Source organism: Rhodanobacter aciditrophus (assembly GCF_050026795.1).
Lineage (GTDB): Bacteria > Pseudomonadota > Gammaproteobacteria > Xanthomonadales > Rhodanobacteraceae > Rhodanobacter_A.
In genome coordinates, this window is record NZ_JALBWP010000009.1 from 176,804 (window position 1) to 193,520 (window position 16,717).

General features: G+C 68.6%; 9 protein-coding genes. 2 read left to right on the plus strand and 7 right to left on the minus strand.

All coding sequences use genetic code 11. The features are described 5' to 3' along the window. Positions 1-7: 7 nt before the first annotated feature. The 5 genes from ACQGNW_RS03905 to ACQGNW_RS03925 all read right to left on the minus strand — a co-directional run bounded on the left by ACQGNW_RS03905 (position 8) and on the right by ACQGNW_RS03925 (position 13,903). Positions 8-2,131: a site-2 protease family protein gene (locus ACQGNW_RS03905; RefSeq protein ID WP_426661802.1), complete on the minus strand. Its 2,124-nt coding sequence runs from the start codon at positions 2,129-2,131 to the stop codon at positions 8-10. 4 nt (positions 2,132-2,135) lie between these two features. Continuing rightward, a complete protein-coding gene (locus ACQGNW_RS03910; protein WP_426661803.1) occupies positions 2,136-3,467 on the minus strand; it encodes an efflux RND transporter periplasmic adaptor subunit in 1,332 nt (443 codons plus the stop codon). 88 nt (positions 3,468-3,555) lie between these two features. Beyond that, the gene (locus tag ACQGNW_RS03915; protein ID WP_426661804.1) at positions 3,556-4,368 is read right to left on the minus strand and encodes an efflux RND transporter periplasmic adaptor subunit; all 813 of its coding nucleotides are present in this window, start codon (positions 4,366-4,368) and stop codon (positions 3,556-3,558) included. Between the two features lie 8 nt (positions 4,369-4,376). Further along, positions 4,377-5,876: a TolC family protein gene (locus ACQGNW_RS03920; RefSeq protein ID WP_426661805.1), complete on the minus strand. Its 1,500-nt coding sequence runs from the start codon at positions 5,874-5,876 to the stop codon at positions 4,377-4,379. Between the two features lie 56 nt (positions 5,877-5,932). Then, positions 5,933-13,903: a DUF4347 domain-containing protein gene (locus tag ACQGNW_RS03925; protein WP_426661806.1), complete on the minus strand. Its 7,971-nt coding sequence runs from the start codon at positions 13,901-13,903 to the stop codon at positions 5,933-5,935. 384 nt (positions 13,904-14,287) lie between these two features. Here ACQGNW_RS03925 and ACQGNW_RS03930 point away from each other — a divergent pair, with 384 nt between their 5' ends. Both ACQGNW_RS03930 and ACQGNW_RS03935 read left to right on the plus strand, forming a co-directional pair. Continuing rightward, positions 14,288-14,581, plus strand: coding sequence for a hypothetical protein (locus ACQGNW_RS03930; protein ID WP_426661807.1), 294 nt, complete (start codon positions 14,288-14,290; stop codon positions 14,579-14,581). A 244-nt stretch (positions 14,582-14,825) separates the two neighbouring features. Next, positions 14,826-15,197 (plus strand): SnoaL-like domain-containing protein, encoded by a 372-nt coding sequence (locus ACQGNW_RS03935; RefSeq protein ID WP_426661808.1) that lies wholly within the window; start codon positions 14,826-14,828, stop codon positions 15,195-15,197. Between the two features lie 81 nt (positions 15,198-15,278). Here the strand turns inward: ACQGNW_RS03935 and ACQGNW_RS03940 are convergent, their stop codons facing one another. Together ACQGNW_RS03940 and ACQGNW_RS03945 are read right to left on the minus strand one after the other, a co-directional pair. Next, positions 15,279-15,974 (minus strand): VIT1/CCC1 transporter family protein, encoded by a 696-nt coding sequence (locus tag ACQGNW_RS03940; RefSeq protein WP_426661809.1) that lies wholly within the window; start codon positions 15,972-15,974, stop codon positions 15,279-15,281. After that, positions 15,971-16,516, minus strand: coding sequence for a cytochrome b (locus ACQGNW_RS03945; protein ID WP_426661810.1), 546 nt, complete (start codon positions 16,514-16,516; stop codon positions 15,971-15,973). The genes ACQGNW_RS03940 and ACQGNW_RS03945 overlap by 4 nt, the downstream gene beginning before the upstream one ends. Positions 16,517-16,717: the final 201 nt, after the last annotated feature.

Here is a 16,717-nt window from a genome sequence, read left to right on the forward strand (position 1 = left end):
TGTTGCCTCAGAAGCCAAGCTCTCGTCGCGCAATGGCCCCGAACCAGCGGGCAAACTGCCCGGCCATGCTCTGCGCCCCGCCATGGACGATCGCCTGGCCCGGCAGCTCGCGTGGCAGCGCGCCAGCGGCGTCGCACGCATCGAAGCGCAGGCGGAAGGTCGAGTCCAGCGGAGCGAGGCTACCGTCGGGGCGGCGCACGCTGGGCACCTCGCCACCGTAGATGCTGGCCACGTAGGGTTCGTCCAGAGCGGCCAGATTCAGGCGATCCACGTCGGCGACACGGCAATGCAGGGTCGGCTGCTCCGGCAGTGTGGCGATGAAATCCACCGCCTGGCCGGCACGCACCCGTGCGAGCGCGGCCTCTCCGACGAACGCGTCGCCCTTGGCGCCACCGGCGCCGACCACGCCCAGCAAGGGCTCGCCACCCTTGAGCCATTCGCCGGCATGCAGTCCCGCTGCCACGTCGACCACCCGGCCAGCGAAGGGCGCGCGCAGCGTGAGTCGGGCGCGTTCGGCGCGGTAGCCGGCGACCGCCTCGCGCGCGGCGTCCCAGCGCTTGCGCAATGCCGGACCGAGGGCGCGCAGATCCTCGTCGAACGGCTGCTGCCGGACCTGCCATCGCAGTTGTGCGGCCTGCTGCTCGGCGCTTGCCAGCCGGTAGTCCAGCTCTGGCGCCTGCAGTTGTGCCAGCACCGCGCCGGCCTCGACCTGCTGGCCCTCGTGTACCGCCAGCTGCACCAGCTGCGCCGGCCGCGGCACGTAGACGACCTGCGCCTGCGCCTGGCCCAGCACGGCCGGCGCACGCACGTCGCGCTGCCACGGCAGCAGCAGCGCCAGCGCCAGCATCGTGGCCAGCACGCCCGTGCGGATCGTCTGCCTGTTCCGGCGCAGCTCGGCGCGCCGGCGCCACCACACGACCAGTTCGCGGGCGATCGGCAGTGCCAGGAAGAAGCCGATCTCCACCCCCATCAGCACGAAGCCCAACGCACGGAAGAACACGTGGAACACCAGCAGTGCGATCGACAGGAACAGCACGAACCGGTAGATCCAGGTGACCCAGGCAAAGCCGATCAGGAAACGGTGCAGCCGCGGCGGCAGCGCTTCGGGCGGTGCCTCGCCGAAGCCGAACAGCTTCTCGCGCAGCCACCAGCGGCCGAGGGCAAAGGTGCGCTCGTGCAGATTGGGTACGTTGAGCCAGTCGCCCAGCAGGTAGTAGCCGTCGAAGCGGGTGAACGGGCTGGCGTTGATCGCCACGGTGACCAGCCAGGTGCTGGTGGCGAGCATGAACACGCCGGCGCGCAGCGGGCCGTCCGGCAGGAAGCTCCACAGCAGCGTCGCCCACGCGGCCAGCATCAGCTCGGCCAGCACCCCGGCCGCGCCGATCTGCAACCGGGCGCGGCGCGACTTCAGCTTCCACGCCTCGTTGGTATCGGTGAACAGCACCGGCCACATCACCAGCAGCGCGATGCCCATGCTGGGAACGCGGCAGCCGTGGCGATACGCGGTGAACGCGTGCCCGAGTTCGTGCAGCACCTTGGCGAAGGACAGCGCCAGCGCCAGGCCGAGCAGGCCCTGCCAGGTGCCGTACGCGTGGAAGGTATGCACGAAGCTGTCCCACTGCCGCGACACCAGGTACAGCCCCAGCAGCAGCGCGGCCAGCGTCAGCCACCAGAAGCCGCGGCGATAGACGAAGGCGATCCACGGATAGGCGCGACGCAGGAACGGCATCGGCCGCACCAGCGGTACGCGCAGGAACAGGTAGTTCTTCAACAGCCACATCGCCACACCGGGACGATGCCGCGCGGCGGAGGCGGCCAGCCACGCCGTGTCGCCTGCGCCCACTGCCAGGGTCAGGTGATGGCCCGCGAGGAAATACGACAGGGCGGTAACGTCCTCGAGCTCGACCGGCACCGTGGTCTGCGCGTTGACCGCCTCGACCACCGCCTCAGCCGTTCCCAGCGACCAGCGCGAAAGTATCTCGAACGCGGCCCAGCCAAGCTGGTAGAACTGGTTGGTGGCCGGATCGTGCAGGGTCCAGCAGGGCGACCCGTCCGGCGCCGCCGGCGCGGGGTTGAGCGTCAGTTCCTGCCGCAGCGGCGGCAACGGCGTCCTGGTGGGATCCGGTTGCATGCGTTCAGCCCAACCACTGGCGCAACGTCGCCAGCGGCCGCCGCAGCAGCAGGTACGCCAGTGGCACGTGGCCGCCATACAGGCGCGCGGTACCCATCAGGCCCAGCCGCGGCGGCACGCCAGAGCCGACGAAATGCGCCTTGATGCGATAGGCGAGGATGCCTTCGTCCGTGGGCGCCGCCTTGTAGGCCACGCTGTCCACCCTGGCGTGATAGGCGGTGAACGGCGAGGCCTTGGGGTAGAAGGTCACGTCCGCGCCGGGCTTGAGCGCGAGCTGGTCGCCCACCGGCAGGTAACCGGTCAGCTCGACCTTCGCCGGGTCGGCCAGCACCAGCACCTTCTCGCCCACGGATACCGCCCTGCCGGTCCAGTCGTTGACGTCTGCAAACACCGCCACGCCGGCGCGCTCGGCCTTCACCTGCACGCGCGCGAGCTGGTCGGCGGTGTAGTCGAGGTCGACCTGCTTCTGCTTCAGGTCGCCCAGGCGCTCGGCCATCTGCAGCTTGCTCTTGTCGTCGGTGACCGCCAGCTGGGCGCTCTGCCGGTATTCCTCCAGCGCCGTCTCGTAGGCCTTGCGGGCGCTGGCGTACCGGCCGCGCAGGGTGGTCGCGTCCAGGTCGAACAGCGGCGCGCCCCTGGCCACCGCCTGGTTGGGCACCACCGCCAGGCGGTCGATCACGCCATCAAGCGGTGATCGCACCACGAACGGATCGGTCGGGGTCACTTCTGCCGGCGCCAGCGCGGACAGCCGCACGGGAATCGCGGCGGCAACCAGCACGCCCAGCGCGATCTTCCACCACAGCCGACGTGTTCGAAGGAGGGTCACCAGGGCACGCCACCAGCGCTCGCGCGGGCGCAGCGCAAACAGGGCATGGCCGAAGAGCGCGCCAAGCTCGCCCGTCAGCGTCAGCTCGTCCTCGCCCCAGGCTTCGTCGCGCGCCAGCAGCAGCACACCTTGCCGGCCGCTCCCGGCGTGCGGCAGCGGGACGGCCAGCGCATGCGCCGGCAGCCAGCTGCCCCATTCCTCGGCCAGCAACGGCGGCAGCGCGTGGACGTCTACCGCGCGTGGCGCCGGCAGTGGCGCCAGTTCGCGGAACAGCCGCGCCAGCCACTGCACGTAGGGTGTGCCCGGGTCCACATGCGGCACACCCGACAGCGCGGCCACCCGGCGCGCGTCGCCATCGAGCCACAGCGCCGCCTGGCGATAGGCCAGCACCACGCGGGTCTCGTTCACGGCGATGAAGCCCAGTTCCTCCACGCCTGCGGCAGCGCGCGTGCGCTGGCCCAGCTGGAGCAGGCCGAGCAGGCCCTGGATGGAGGCGCTGACGGTGGTCACCCCGGCACCCCGGCAGTCGTGCTCCCCCACCGCACCCTGCAGATGGAACCGCGGCTGGCCGTGCTTGGGCGGATCGGGCGCCGCGGGGTCATTTCCGTCCCGGGAAGCTCGCCCAGCCGCTCATGCCGGGCAGCAGCTCGGTATGCGCATCGAGGATGCGCCCGCTCACGCCGACGGTCTGGCTGACCGGGTCGATGCTGGCGCCAAGGCGCGTCACCTGCGCGGGGTAATCGGTGCCAAGGTCGTCCACGTGCACGGTGAACTTCACGCCGGGCTTGAGCCAGGCCAGCCACTTCGACGGTACGATCAGCTTCACTTCCAGCGCGTCGGCATCCAGGATCTCCAGCAGCGGCTTGCCTGGCGTGACGTATTCGAACGGCGCCACATCGCGCTTGGCAACGCGGCCCGCGAACGGTGCGTGGATGGCACACTTGCCCACCATGGTGCGCATGTAGGAGGCATCGGCAGCGGCTTCCTTGGCGCGGGCTTGCGCCTGTGCCACATCGAGTGCGCCGGCCGAGTGCAGCGCGGCGAGCTTGCCGGTGATTTCCTGTTCGCGCCGGGCCGCATCCGCGGTGGCCTCGGCCTTGGCCAGCTGCGCCTGGTAGAGGCCGCAGTCGAAGGCGACCAGCAGGTCGCCCCTGGCAAACGCATCGCCTTCCTTCAGCGGCAGCCGGGCGATCTTGGCCGCCACCTCGCTGGAGATTTCCACGTCGTGCTGCGCGACCAGCTGCGCGCGGATGCGCCCGGCGGCATCGGCCGGGCCGGCATCCTGGGCCCGGGCGGCGCTCAGACCGGACAGTGCGAACAGCAGCGTGACCGCGGCGGCAGGAGCGTGCCTGCGGACGATGCTCCGTTGTTGCTGCCCGCCCTGGAGCGTCGCCCGCGAACAGGCTCTCATCGGAATGCTCACTGCGCGGCGCCCTCGCTCCACTGCTGCTCCGTCTCGTGGATGGCCTTTTCCAGCGAGGGCAGGTCGTGGCCGGCGACGGTTGCCGGCACCGGGTCCAGGCCCAGCGTGGCGACCATCTGGCCATACGCGCCCTGGTAGGCGGCGTAGCTCTGGTAGAGCCGCAGCGCGGCCATCAGCGCGCTGGTGGCCGCGCGGATCTCGCTCAGCTTGCCCTGCGCGTCGGCCGCGGTGGCGTTGCGCGTGTGCTCCAGGATGCGCTGCTCGACATCGTTGAGCTGCTGCGTCCATTCGAACTGCTGCTTGCGGCTGGCGTAGTCGATGTAAGCCACGTGTACCTGGGTCAGCACCGCCATGTTCAGCGCCAGGCGCTGCTCGCGCGCGAGGTCGTACTGCGCCTTGGCCGCGGCCTTGATGTGTTTGGCGTTGAGCAGGTTGAGCAGGTTCCAGCTGACCTGCAGGCCGGCGTCGCGCCATTCGTTGTTGACCAGGAAATTGTTGCTGTCGTAGTGCGCACCGGCCGACAGCTCGATGCCGGGCAGCAGCTTGGCCATTGCCTTGTGCGTCTCGTTGAGGCCGATGCGCTCGTTGTAGCTGGCCTCGATCAGCTCGGGACGGTTGAGCAGCGCGGTCTCCTCCATCTTCTCCGGGGCGATCCCGAGCTTCGGCTCGGCGAAACCCTCCGGCGGCGCCAGCTCAAACGGTTTGCCGGGCTCCAGGTTCATGATCGAGGCGAGCTTGGGCTTGGCCTGCGCCAGTTCGTCGCGGATCGACTCCAGTTGCAGCACCAGGCCGAGCAGCTCGCGCTGGTAGGCCAGCGACTGCAGCGGGTCCTTCAGACCCTGTTTCTCGATCGCTTGCGAATCGCCCAGCGCCTGCTGCGCCTGCGCGAGCAGCGGCTCGATCTGCGCCTGCAGCTTCTGCGCCCCGGCGGCCTGCCAGTAGGCCTCGCGTGTCTGCTGCATCAGCAGCTGCACCACCTTGCGCCGGCGTTGCTGCGCGGCGAGCACGCGGTCGGCCTGCTGGCGGGCACCGTAATAGCTCACGCCGAAGTCCAGCACGTTCCAGGACAGGCCCAGGTCTGCGCGCCGCGCATTCTGCTCGCTCGAGGTCGAGGGCACCAGCGACTGCTGGCCGGTGACGATGTCCTGCGAGGAGGAGGCCAGCACGTTGTCGCGCGTGGTGTAGCCGGCCGCGGCGGTGAGCTGCGGCAGCAGGTCGAAGTTGGACAGGTCCAGCTGCCGCTGCGCCAGCGCCTCTTCCATCATCTTCACGCGATGGTCCAGGTTGTACTTGAGCGCGCGCGCCATCGCCTCGTCCAGCGTGATCGGACCGCTCACCGGTGCCTGCTCGGCGAACATCGCCCGGCTGTCGGCGGCCAGCGCGGCCTGGCGCTGCTCGAGCGTAAGCGGCCGTGGATGGATCGCGCATCCGGCGAGGATCAGGGTACCGAGCGCGGCGGCGAGCGCTTTCTTGGGAAACACCAGGGGCAAGGACAAGACGTGACTCTCCTTAACGGGAGGAACAGGGGCGATTTCGTACGTACGGGTCGGCATCACGGATGCGCCTGCACGGAAGCGGCCTGGCGCCTGGCGACTGCAAGCTGGCGCAGCAATGCCGCGCGGTCGACGCCATGGCGCTGCGTACCGAACTGCTGGGCCAGCGGGGGCTTGGCCGTGACCGCCGGTCGGCTTTCGTGCGATTCCCGGGCGGCCTTGGCGGCAAGCAGCTGCAGCGGCACGTCATGGACCTGGCCGTGGCTGTCGCGGACCGTGAGGACCAGCGCCAGCGCGCCGCTGAAATCACGTGGCGGCGTGCCTGTCAGCGTGCCGGCCACCGGGTCGAACACGAGCCAGGGGGGCAGCGGACGGCCATCGGCCGCGCTCACCTGCAGGATGTCCAGGCCCGGCAGCGGGAGGCTGAAGGCCGTGTTTGCCTCGATCGCCAGCAGACCGGGCCAGCCGGGGGCGGCCCACCCGGCACGCCCCGGCATGTCCTGCGGCCGGGACGCCAGGATGGCCAGCCCGTCGAGCACCCCGCCAGCGGCCTGGAGCGGCAACTCGACGCCGCGAGGCGGCGCCGCCTCGCCGAAGTAGATCGTCGGCAGCTCCGCCGCGGATACCGTCGTCAGCAGCGAGACGGCCGGATCGTGCGCAAAAGCGGTTGCCGTCGGCATGGGCGCCACCGGCGGCAGCACCATCGGGCTGACGCCGCCGACCACGTAGGCCTGTCCCTGTGTGCCGGCGGCCAGCCCGTTGCCGGCCGCATCCGCGATCCCGCTGCCGTCGGCGACCAGGTCCAGCCGGAGGTTGCCGGTGCCGCCCACGTTGTCCAGGTGCACGGTATAGGTATGACCGTCGACGCGGGTGACGCCGGCGATGGCGGCATGGGCGCTGCCAGTCGTGGCAAGCGTGAAGTCCGCGGCGTCCACGCCGCTGACGGCTTCGTCGAACGTCACCGTGTAGTCCAGGCCCTGCCGGCCGCTGTTGGGGCTGGCATCGCTGCGATCAATCGCCACGACGCGCGGTGCATGCGTATCGATGGCATAGCTGTTCGATGCCGTGGTGCCGCGGCCCGCATTGCCGGATGCATCGGCCACGCGGCTCATGTCCAGCGTGATCGCGTTGCTCGTGGCGGTGACGTCGGCGTTCGGCGTGAAAATCGCCGTCCAGGTGATCCCGCCGTCGCCGGAGGCCAGGCCGCCCAGGCTGCCGTTGGCGACGGTGAAGTCATCGGTGGCCAGACCGTGGACCGCCTCGCTGAAGGTGATCGTGACCCGGCTCGTCTCGCCGGCCTTCAGCGCGGTGTCGGCCACCGTGATGCTGGCCGTGGGCGCCAGGGCGTCGACGCGCACGCCCGTGGTGGAAGCCACGCCGTGGAGCGTGTCGACCTCGGCATTGCCCACCGCATCGTGGATGCCGCCGCCGTTGACCTGGATCGCGCCCGCCAGGGTGACGCCATCCGGATCGGCCTGGCCGTCGGCCACGGTGTAGCGGAACAGCAGCGCGGTAGTGCCGCTGCCCGAGACGTAGTCCGCGTACACCGTTCCGCCGGTGGCCAGGGTCACGGCGATGCGCGGCGTGCCGCCGCTGGTATCCACCGTCACCGCCTCGCTGTAGTTGACCGTGAAATCAAGCGCCTGGCCGGCGACGTACATGCCGTCGGCCGGAGCGCCCACGGAAACGACGACAGGCGCGACGCCGTCCACCACGATGGCGTGCTGCCCGGCGATGGAGGCGCCGCTGCCGGTGGCCGGCAGGGTCAGCACCGCGTCGACACCCTGCGCGCTGCGGATGGTGCCGCCATCGAGCGAGAGCGCCGCGGTCGAGGCATAGTCCAGATCGGCGCTGACATCGCCTGCCTGCACGACGTAGGCGAAGGTCAGCGTAGTGCCGCCTGAACCGGAGACGTAGACCGCGTCGTGGTCGACGCCGCCGGTTTCCATCTGCAGCATCGGCGAGCCGCCGGACGTGTCCACCGTGACCGCCTGGTCGAAGGAGACCGTAAGGTAGATCGTGTCGCCGGCCTTGTAGCTGCCATCAGGCGTCGTGCTGCTGACGTTCGTGACCTTTGGCAGCCCCAGCAGGTCGACCGTGTCGGTGGCCGCCGCGCTGGTCTTCGTGCCGTCGCTCGTGGCGAAGGCGATCGTGCGGTTGCCGTAGCTGGTGCTGGTGCTGGAGAACGCCACCGCCGACAGCGCGTCGGACCACTGCGCATCCGTCGCCGTCGCGCCGGCCGAGGTCAGCGTCAGCACGCCCGTCGCCGCGTTGTACGAACCGACGATGTTGCCGAACGTGGCCGAGCTCGTGTTGACGAACGTCAGCGTATCGCCGCTGTGGAAGCCGCCCGCGATCGATACCGTCCCGCTCGACTGCGTCGTGTTGTCGAGGTCGGTGACGGAGATGCCGCCGTCGATCGTCACCGCCGGCGTGCCGCCGACGTAGTTGGTCGCACCGCCGGTCGTCGTCACGACCGGTGTTTGATCCGTGTCGGCCACCGTCACCGTGCGCGTGGCCGTATTGCTCGTCACGGCCGCCGTATCCACCACCGCAAAGCTGACCGTGCGCGTCGCCGCATTCGGCGTCACCGCCGTGTCGGTGTACGTCACCGCGTCCAGCGCCGCCTGCCATTGCGCCAGCGTCGCCGTGTTGCCCGTTGACGAAAGCGTCAGCACGCCCGTGGCCGCGTTGTACGACGCGGCGATATTGCCGTACGTCGCCGAACTCGTGTTCGTGAAGCCGAGCACATCCTCGCCCGAGTGGAAGTTGCCGGTGATCGCCACCGTCGCCGAGGACAGCGTCGATGCGGCGCCGTCCGTCACCGTCAGGCCGGAATCGATCGTGACCGGGGTCGAGGCGGTGTTGTCGCCCGCAACGAATGCGGCCGAGCCCGAATCGGTCACGATCGTGGGCGGACCGAGCACCGAAACGGTGTCGGTCGCCACGGCGCTCGTCTTCGTGCCGTCGCTCGTCGCAAACGCAATCGTGCGGTTGCCCGGCGTCGCGCTCGATCCCGCCGAGAACGTTACTGCGGACAGCGCGCTCGACCACTGCGCATCGGTGGCCGTCGCACCGGAGGACGTCAGCGTCAGCACGCCCGTCGCCGCGTTGTACGAACCGACGATGTTGCCGAACGTGGCCGAGTTCGTGTTGACGAACGTCAGCGTATCGCCGCTGTGGAAGCCGCCCGCGATGGATACCGTCCCACTCGACTGTGTCGTGTTGTCGAGGTCGGTGACGGAGATGCCGCCGTCGATCGTCACTGCCGACGTGCCGCCGACGTAGTTGGCCGCACCGCCGGTCGTCGTCACGACCGGTGTTTGATCCGTGTCGGTCACCGTCACCGTGCGGGTCGCCGTCGCGCTCGTGTTGCTTGCGATGTCCACCGCCGTGAAGCTGACCGTGCGCGTCGTGTTGTTCGGCGTGATGGCCGTGTCGGTGTACGTGATCGACTGTAGTGCGCTCTGCCACTGCGCCAGCGTGGCCGTCGTGCCGGCCGAGGTCAGCGTCAGCACGCCCGTGGCCGCGTTGTACGAAGCCGCGATGTTGCCCATCGTCGCGCCGTCGTTGGCGAACGCCAGCACGTCTTCGCCCGAGTGGAAACCGCCCGTGATCGCAACGGTCGTGCTTGCCAGCGTGGCCGCGCTGCCGTCGGTCACCGTCACCCCTGCGTCGATCGTCACCGGCGTCGAGGTCGTGTTGTCCCCTGCCACGAATGCGGCAGAGCCCGAATCGGTCGTGACCTTCGGCGGCGCCGTGATGTCGACCGTGTCCGCCGCCTGCGCACTGTTCTTGGTGCCGTCGTTTATCTGAAACCAGATCGTGCGGCTGCCGTAGGTCGTGCTCGTGCTCGAGAACGTGACCGACTTGAGCGCGCTCGCCCATTGGGCATTGGTGGCAGTCCCGCCTATCGACGTCAGCAACAGAACACCAGACCCGGCGCTATACGACGCCTGGATGTTGCCCATCGTCGAGCCGTCGTTGGTGAAGCTCAACGTGTCGCCGCTTTGGAAATTGCCCGTTACCGCCACGGTCGCCGACGTCTGCGTCGTGTTGTCGCGATCGGTGACGGTGATGCCGCCGTCGATAGTCACGCCCGCCGATGCGCCCACATAACTCGTCGTGCCGCCTGTCGTCGTCACGATCGGGGTTTGATCGGTGTCGGTCACCGTGACAGTGCGCGTTGCGGTGTTGCTTGCATTGCCCGCACCGTCCACCGTCGTGAAGCTGACCGTCCGCGTCGTGTTGTCGGGCGTGATGGCCGTGTCGGTGTACGTCACCGATTGCAGCGCGCTCTGCCACTGGGCCAGCGTGGCCGTCGTGCCGGCCGAGGTCAGCGTCAATACGCCCGTGGCCGAGTCGTACGAAGCCGCGATGTTGCCCATCGTTGTGCCGTCGTTCGTGAACGCGAGCACGTCTTGGCCGCTGTGGAAACCACCGGTGATCGCCACCGTCGTCGACCCGAGCGTCGTCGCGCTGCCGTCGGTCACCGTCAAGCCCGAGTCGATCGCCACCGGCGTCGACGTCGCGTTGTCGCCCGCGACGAATGCTGCCGACCCCGAGTCGGTCGCGATGACCGGCGGCGCCGTCATGTTCACCGTATCGGTCGCCGCTGTGCTCGTCTTCGTACCGTCGCTCGTGGCAAACGAGATCGTCCGGCTGCCGTACGTCGTACTCGTGCTGGAAAACGAAACGGCCTTGAGCGCGGCAGCCCACTGCGCCGTATCGGCCGTGGCCCCGGCGGACGTCAACGTCAGCACGCCCGTCGCCGCGTTGTACGAGGCCGTGATGTTGCCCATCGTCGAGCCGTCATTGGTGAAACTCAGCGTGTCGCCGCTGTGGAACCCGGCCGAGACCGACACCGTGCCCGACGATTGCGTCGTATTGTCCAAATCGCTGACCGAGATGCCGCCATCGATCCTCACGGCCGAGGACGCGCCCACGTAGCTCGTCGTACCTCCCGTCGTCGTCACGATCGGCGTTTGATCGGTCGCTGTCACGGTTACGTCGCGCGTGACCGTGCTGCTCGTGTTGCCGGCGCTGTCCACGGCCGAGAAGCTCACGGTGCGCGTGAGAGCATTAGGCGTCACCGCCACATCGGTGTATTGGATCGAATCGAGCGCGCTGCGCCATTGCGCAAGCGTTGCAGTCGAGCCGGCGGAAGTGAGCGTCAACGTACCGGTGATCTGATTGAACGAGCCGGCCGTGATGTTGCCCATCGTCGAACCGTCGTTCGTGAACTGCAGGAAATCTTCGCCGCTCGTAAAGTTGCCCGAAATGGCGACGGTCGCCGATGACAGCGTACCGACGGCCGTATCGGTCACCGTCAACCCCGGATCGACGGTCACCGGCGTCGACGCGGTGTTGTCGCCGGCCACGAACGCGGCCGAGCCCGAATCGGCCGTCAGTTGAAGCGGATTAACGACGTTGACCGTGTCGGTGGCCGCCGTACTCGTCTTCGTGCCGTCGCTCGTCGCGAAGGAAATCGTCCGGGCGCCAAGCGTCGTGCTCGAACTCGAGAAGGTGACCGCCGACAGTGCGTGCCCCCATTGAGCATCGGTGGCCGTCGCCCCGGCGGACGTCAGCGTCAGCACGCCCGTCGCCGCATTGTACGAGGCCGTGATGTTGCCCATCGTCGAGCCGTTGTTCGTGAACAAGAGCGCATCGCCGCTATGGAAGCCGCCGGAGATGGACACGGTGCCCGACGCTTGCGTCGTGTTGTCCAGATCGCTGACCGAGATGGTGCTGTCGATGGTGACCGCCGATGCTCCATCGGCGTAGGTGGTCGTGCCGCCCGTCGTCGTGACGATCGGCGTTTGGTCGGTAGCCGCGACGGTCACGTTTTTTGTGACCGTGTTACTGGACGACGAATACGCGTCACTCGTCAACGTGAAACTGACGGTACGTGTCGAAGTGTTCGGCGACACCGCCGTATCGGTGTAGGTGACCGCCCGGAAGGCGCTCTGCCATTGCGCGATAGATGCCGTGCCGCTTGCCGAGGTAAGCGTCAACACGCCGGTGCTGCTGTTGTAGCTGGCGGAAATGTCACCGTATGTCGCGGCACTGGTGTTGACGAACGCCAGCACATCCTGCCCGCTCGAAAAATTGCCCGTAATGCCGACCGTGCCTTGCTTTGCGGTGGTCGCATCGCCATCGGTCAACGTCAACCCGCTATCGACCGCGACGGGCGTAGACGCGGTGTTGTCCGCTTCGACGAAAGCGGTGCTGCCGCCGCTAGCCGTCACGACCGGCGGCGACGACAGGTCGACATAGGCAAAGTTGTTGAGTGTCGGCGTCAGGAAGAAGCCGTCCGTCTCGCGAAGTCGCAGGGAGGTAATGCCGGCAAATCCCGCGATGCTCGAAAGATCCACATGACTCGTGGAACCATTGATCGCCAATGATGCGACAACTGTACCGGACGAATTCAGCCCCTCGACGGTCACCGCTCCGCCGAACGTGTCGACATCGAAACTCTGGACAGCCATCTTGTCGCCGTTCGTCAACGCCATCGTCATCGACGTCAACTGCGTGCCTTGCACATTGCCGAACAGCACCCCATCGCTCGGACCCGTGGTCAACGGCGGCGTGCCGCCTTGATTGACGGTCGTACTGTCGACGGCAAACTCGACGGACTGATCCATCGTGTACGTGAAGGCGCCGAGCGAAAACGACGTGACGCCCGATGCGCCGCCTGGCGTCACGTAGCCGAGTTCGCTGTCATACGTTTCATTCGTCACCGCCAACAATGCGCCGTATCGCTGCTCAGCCGCCGTCGAAAAGATCACCGGCGTATGCACGGCGCCTGCGTCATATTCGAGCGTCCAGTCGCCGCCCAACGCGGCTGCGCCCGTCGCATCGGTCGATGCCGCCACGTTCAGCCCCGTCACCGACGCGATCTGCTGCACGAGCGCCTTGCCGTCCGCGTTTCCGGCGACGTCGCACCCATAGATCAAGAAGTCGCCACCCGCCTTCATCGCACCGCCGATCTGCGCGAAATCGGCGCTGTACGCCGAAAAGTCGGCCTCGTTGATCCACGTGCTGCCGACCTGGAACTCGCCCTTGGCGCCGTGCGACACGAGGTGGATGGCGCTCACGCCCGGGTGCTCCTGCAGATACTGCTCGATCTGCAGGAGCCCATCCTTCGTCGAGTCGAGCAAGACGTACTGCTCGCCAGCGCGCAAACCGGCGACGAGCGACTGGAGACCGGCGACGTTCGAATTGATGAAGACGACTTGCCTGTCCGCCGCTTGAGCGGCCGTATCGCGGGAACTGTCGATGGCGCGCGCCAGCGAGCCGGTGAAGCGGACCGGGCTTTCGCCCGTGGCATTCAGGTTCCAGTGATGGCCCACGCCGATGCGGGTGCCCGATGTGGCAGCGTCGCGCCCGGTGAGTTCGGCCAGCGAGCCGACAGGGACCAGACCCTTGCCGCCGGCGGCCGTGTCGCTGGCGTAGATCTGGATGTTTCCGCCGGCCTTGACGTCGGCACCTATTTGCCGGAGTTCGACGACATGCGTGCGGAGATTGGCGGCGGAAAGATAGGTGTTGCCCAGCCACAGGTCGCCGTCGTGGCCGTGGGCGAGGATCTGCACGGAATCGGCGCCAGGGTGTGCGCCGAGGTAATCGCGTATCTGCGCCAGGCCGTCGCGGCCCTGCTGCAGATAGACCACCTCGGTTCCGGGTTGGGTGCGGGCGAGCAGGGCGGCGTCCTGGATGCGCGCGTCGACGAACAGCACGCTGCGCGAGGCGGTGCCGCCGGCGGGTTCGTGGTCGACGAGCCTGGGGGCATGCGGCGCCACGTCGTCCGCCCACACCGCGGCGGGGCGATGCATCGCTGCGTGAGTCGCGTCGCCATGCGCGGCCGGAGCCGTATGCACGGCCGGCTCTGGCCGGAACGAGACCGCCGCGGCGACGGCTGCACCGTCGAACATGACGCGCGCCTCCAGGGCCATGACCAGCGGCCGGCGCGGCGGCAGGGCCGGGACGCTCGCGACGGGAGAGTGGGACTTGTCCCGATTGAACCACGCCATTTTTATTGTCCCCTGTCGCGTCCGAAAGCGACTCTCTAGGTCAGTCCGTTTGCGTCAACCGCGCCATGCCGGTGCGCCACGCCCAGCTTGTCGACGAGTCCGCCGACAAATACCGTGGAGCACGGCTGAACATGCACCCCTGGCCGCACGCGGCGCAGATCTTACACTCCCGACACCACATCGAACGCGGCGCGTCTTGGTCACGGGGCAAGAATCGTGCCCGAGCCACGATTCACCGGAGAAATCGTGGACTGGCCGCGGCACTCAGCCAGCCTCATGCCCGGCCACTGGCTTGCGTGCCAGGTTGGGACTCACGGCGCCGACCATGGGCGGTACGCCCCATCCCGCAGACACCTGGCCATGCCCGTTGAGGATCGGGGGCGCATGGCCAGGAAGCATTTTGCAGACGCGTCCGAAACCGGAGCAGTGAAGCAGGCTATCGCGCGGGGCTACCCGCTGGCCGAGGTGCCGGGCGATCGGGCGTTCGAGCCACCGCCTGTACGCCTGGCTTCGTGGGCGGAGTGTCGGCCGCGCTGCCGCAAGGCGCGGAAGGATGCCGGTCTCGCTGAAGAGTTGACCCGACCGCCTGCCTGGCGGCGCCGCGTCGGGGAGGAGCGCGACATCCCGGAGAAGGCCGCCGCGTACTTTGCCAGGAAGCAAGGGCATGGCGCGCCTTGACGCAGTTCCACAACCACCATTTCCAGGTTGTCGCGATGCACTGCGTGCCCGAGTCCGATACACCACGGCCTGGCCAGACTGGCCAAGCCATGGTGTAGCGCGCACAGGGACCCGTCATTGGGTACGCAGGGCAGGCCGGCATGGCAACGGGGGCGGCGCAGGCGTCGCGCGGCGAGGCTGCTGACAGCACGCTGTCAGCAAATCGGCCTAGTCTTGGTCTTCCCATCCCTGAGGAGGTCCGCACATGAACACCGAAGCCGTGGCGAAGCGACTGGCCGAGCTGTGCCGCAAGGGCGAGTACGAGCAGGCGCAGCGGGAGCTGTATGCGCAGGATGCGGTGAGCATCGAGATGCCGGGCGCGCCGGCGGGTGCGCTGGGCGACGCGAAGGGGCTGGACGCGATCTACGAGAAGGGTCGCCAGTTTGCCGCGATGGTGGAAGCGGTGCACGCGAACGATGTGAGCGAACCGGTGGTAGCGGGCAACTGGTTCAGCCTGGCGATGGCGATGGACGTCACCTTCAAGGGCCGCGGCCGCGTGCAGATGGCCGAGATCGGCGTGTACCAGGTGCGCGACGGCAAGGTGGTGCACGAGCAGTTCTTCTACGACATGGGCTGAGCGCCCACCCGCGTTCCGAGCCTGCCCCGCGCCGGATGTGGCGGCGGCCGCCTGTGCGGCCGCCGCCGCGTGGCGAACCCGCTATACGGCCTTGCCGATCAGCAAGCCGATGCCCGCGGTCAACGCCATCGCCAGGGCGCCCCACAGCACGACGCGCAGCGCCGGTTTCGCTGCCTTCGCGCCGCCAGTCCTGGCGCCGGCCACCCCGAGCAGGGCGAGGCACAGCATCGAACCCGTCGCCACCACCGGCACCAGCCAGGATTCCGGTGCCGCCAGCACCAGCAGCAGCGGCGCGGCGGCGCCGACGGAGAAGGTCGCCGCCGAGGTCAGCGCGGCCTGCACCGGCCGCGCCGCCGTGAGTTCGGAAATGCCCAGCTCGTCCCGCGCATGGGCGCTGAGGGCATCGTGGGCCATGAGCTGCTCCGCCACCTGCCGCGCCAGTTCCTTCGTGAGTCCGCGCGCAACATAGATCTGGGCGAGCTCCTTTGCTTCCGACTCCGGGTCTTCCGTGAGCTCGCGGCGCTCGCGCGCCAGGTCGGCATGCTCGGTGTCCGACTGCGAACTCACCGATACGTACTCGCCCGCCGCCATCGACATCGCGCCGGCGATCCAGCCCGCCACGCCGGCGAGCAGCACGGCGTTCCTGCCCGATGCGGCGGAAGCCATGCCCAGCACCAGGCTGGCGGTGGAGATGATGCCGTCGTTGGCGCCCAGCACGGCCGCGCGCAACCAGCCTGCCCGGCTCGCCCGGTGCGATTCCAGGTGCAGGCGGCTCATGGCGCGCTGCCGCCCAGCATTCGCTGCAGCACGCCGTCCTTGAGGACGTAGTGATGGACAAGCGCGACCGCCGCATGCAGGCCGGCCAGAATCACGATGGTCCAACCGACGACGTCGTGCAGATCGCCGAGGATGTCCGACAGCGGCCGGTTCCTGACGCTGGCGAAGCGCAGCGGGAACAGGCCGAAGAACTGGAAGGTTTCGGCCTGCGCCCAGCGCCAGGCGAAACCGAGCACCACCTGCATCACCAGCAGCAGGTAGAGCAGATAGTGCATCGCCTTGGCCGCCTTGCCCTGCAGCCCTTCGACGGCAAGCGGGAGCCGCCTGCCGCGCGTGGTGCGCCACGCCAGCCGCAGCACCAGCACCGCGGCGAGCACGATGCCCAGGGAGATGTGCAGGGACTGCATCTGCTTGCGCAGGTCGTGGGGCACGAAGTCCCACAGCATGGCCAGCGCGAAAAGCACGAGCACCAGCAGCGCGGTAAGCCAGTGCAGCACGATCGTGGTGCGGTCGTAACGGGTCGCGGCTGCTCGCGCGGCCATGGACGGTGGCGTTTCCATCATGGGTCTGTGCGCTCCTTGACGTGCTGGGGCAGAAGGTCTCGCGGCATCCGGCGTGGCCGGCCACGCCGGAGCGGTGATGCCGGCAGCCGCCGGAGGTCCGCGCGGCCTGGCCGGACGTGCATGCTAGCCGCTGAAACTGTGGCATTTCTGAGCCGCCGGCGCACGCCCCCCGGACCGCAA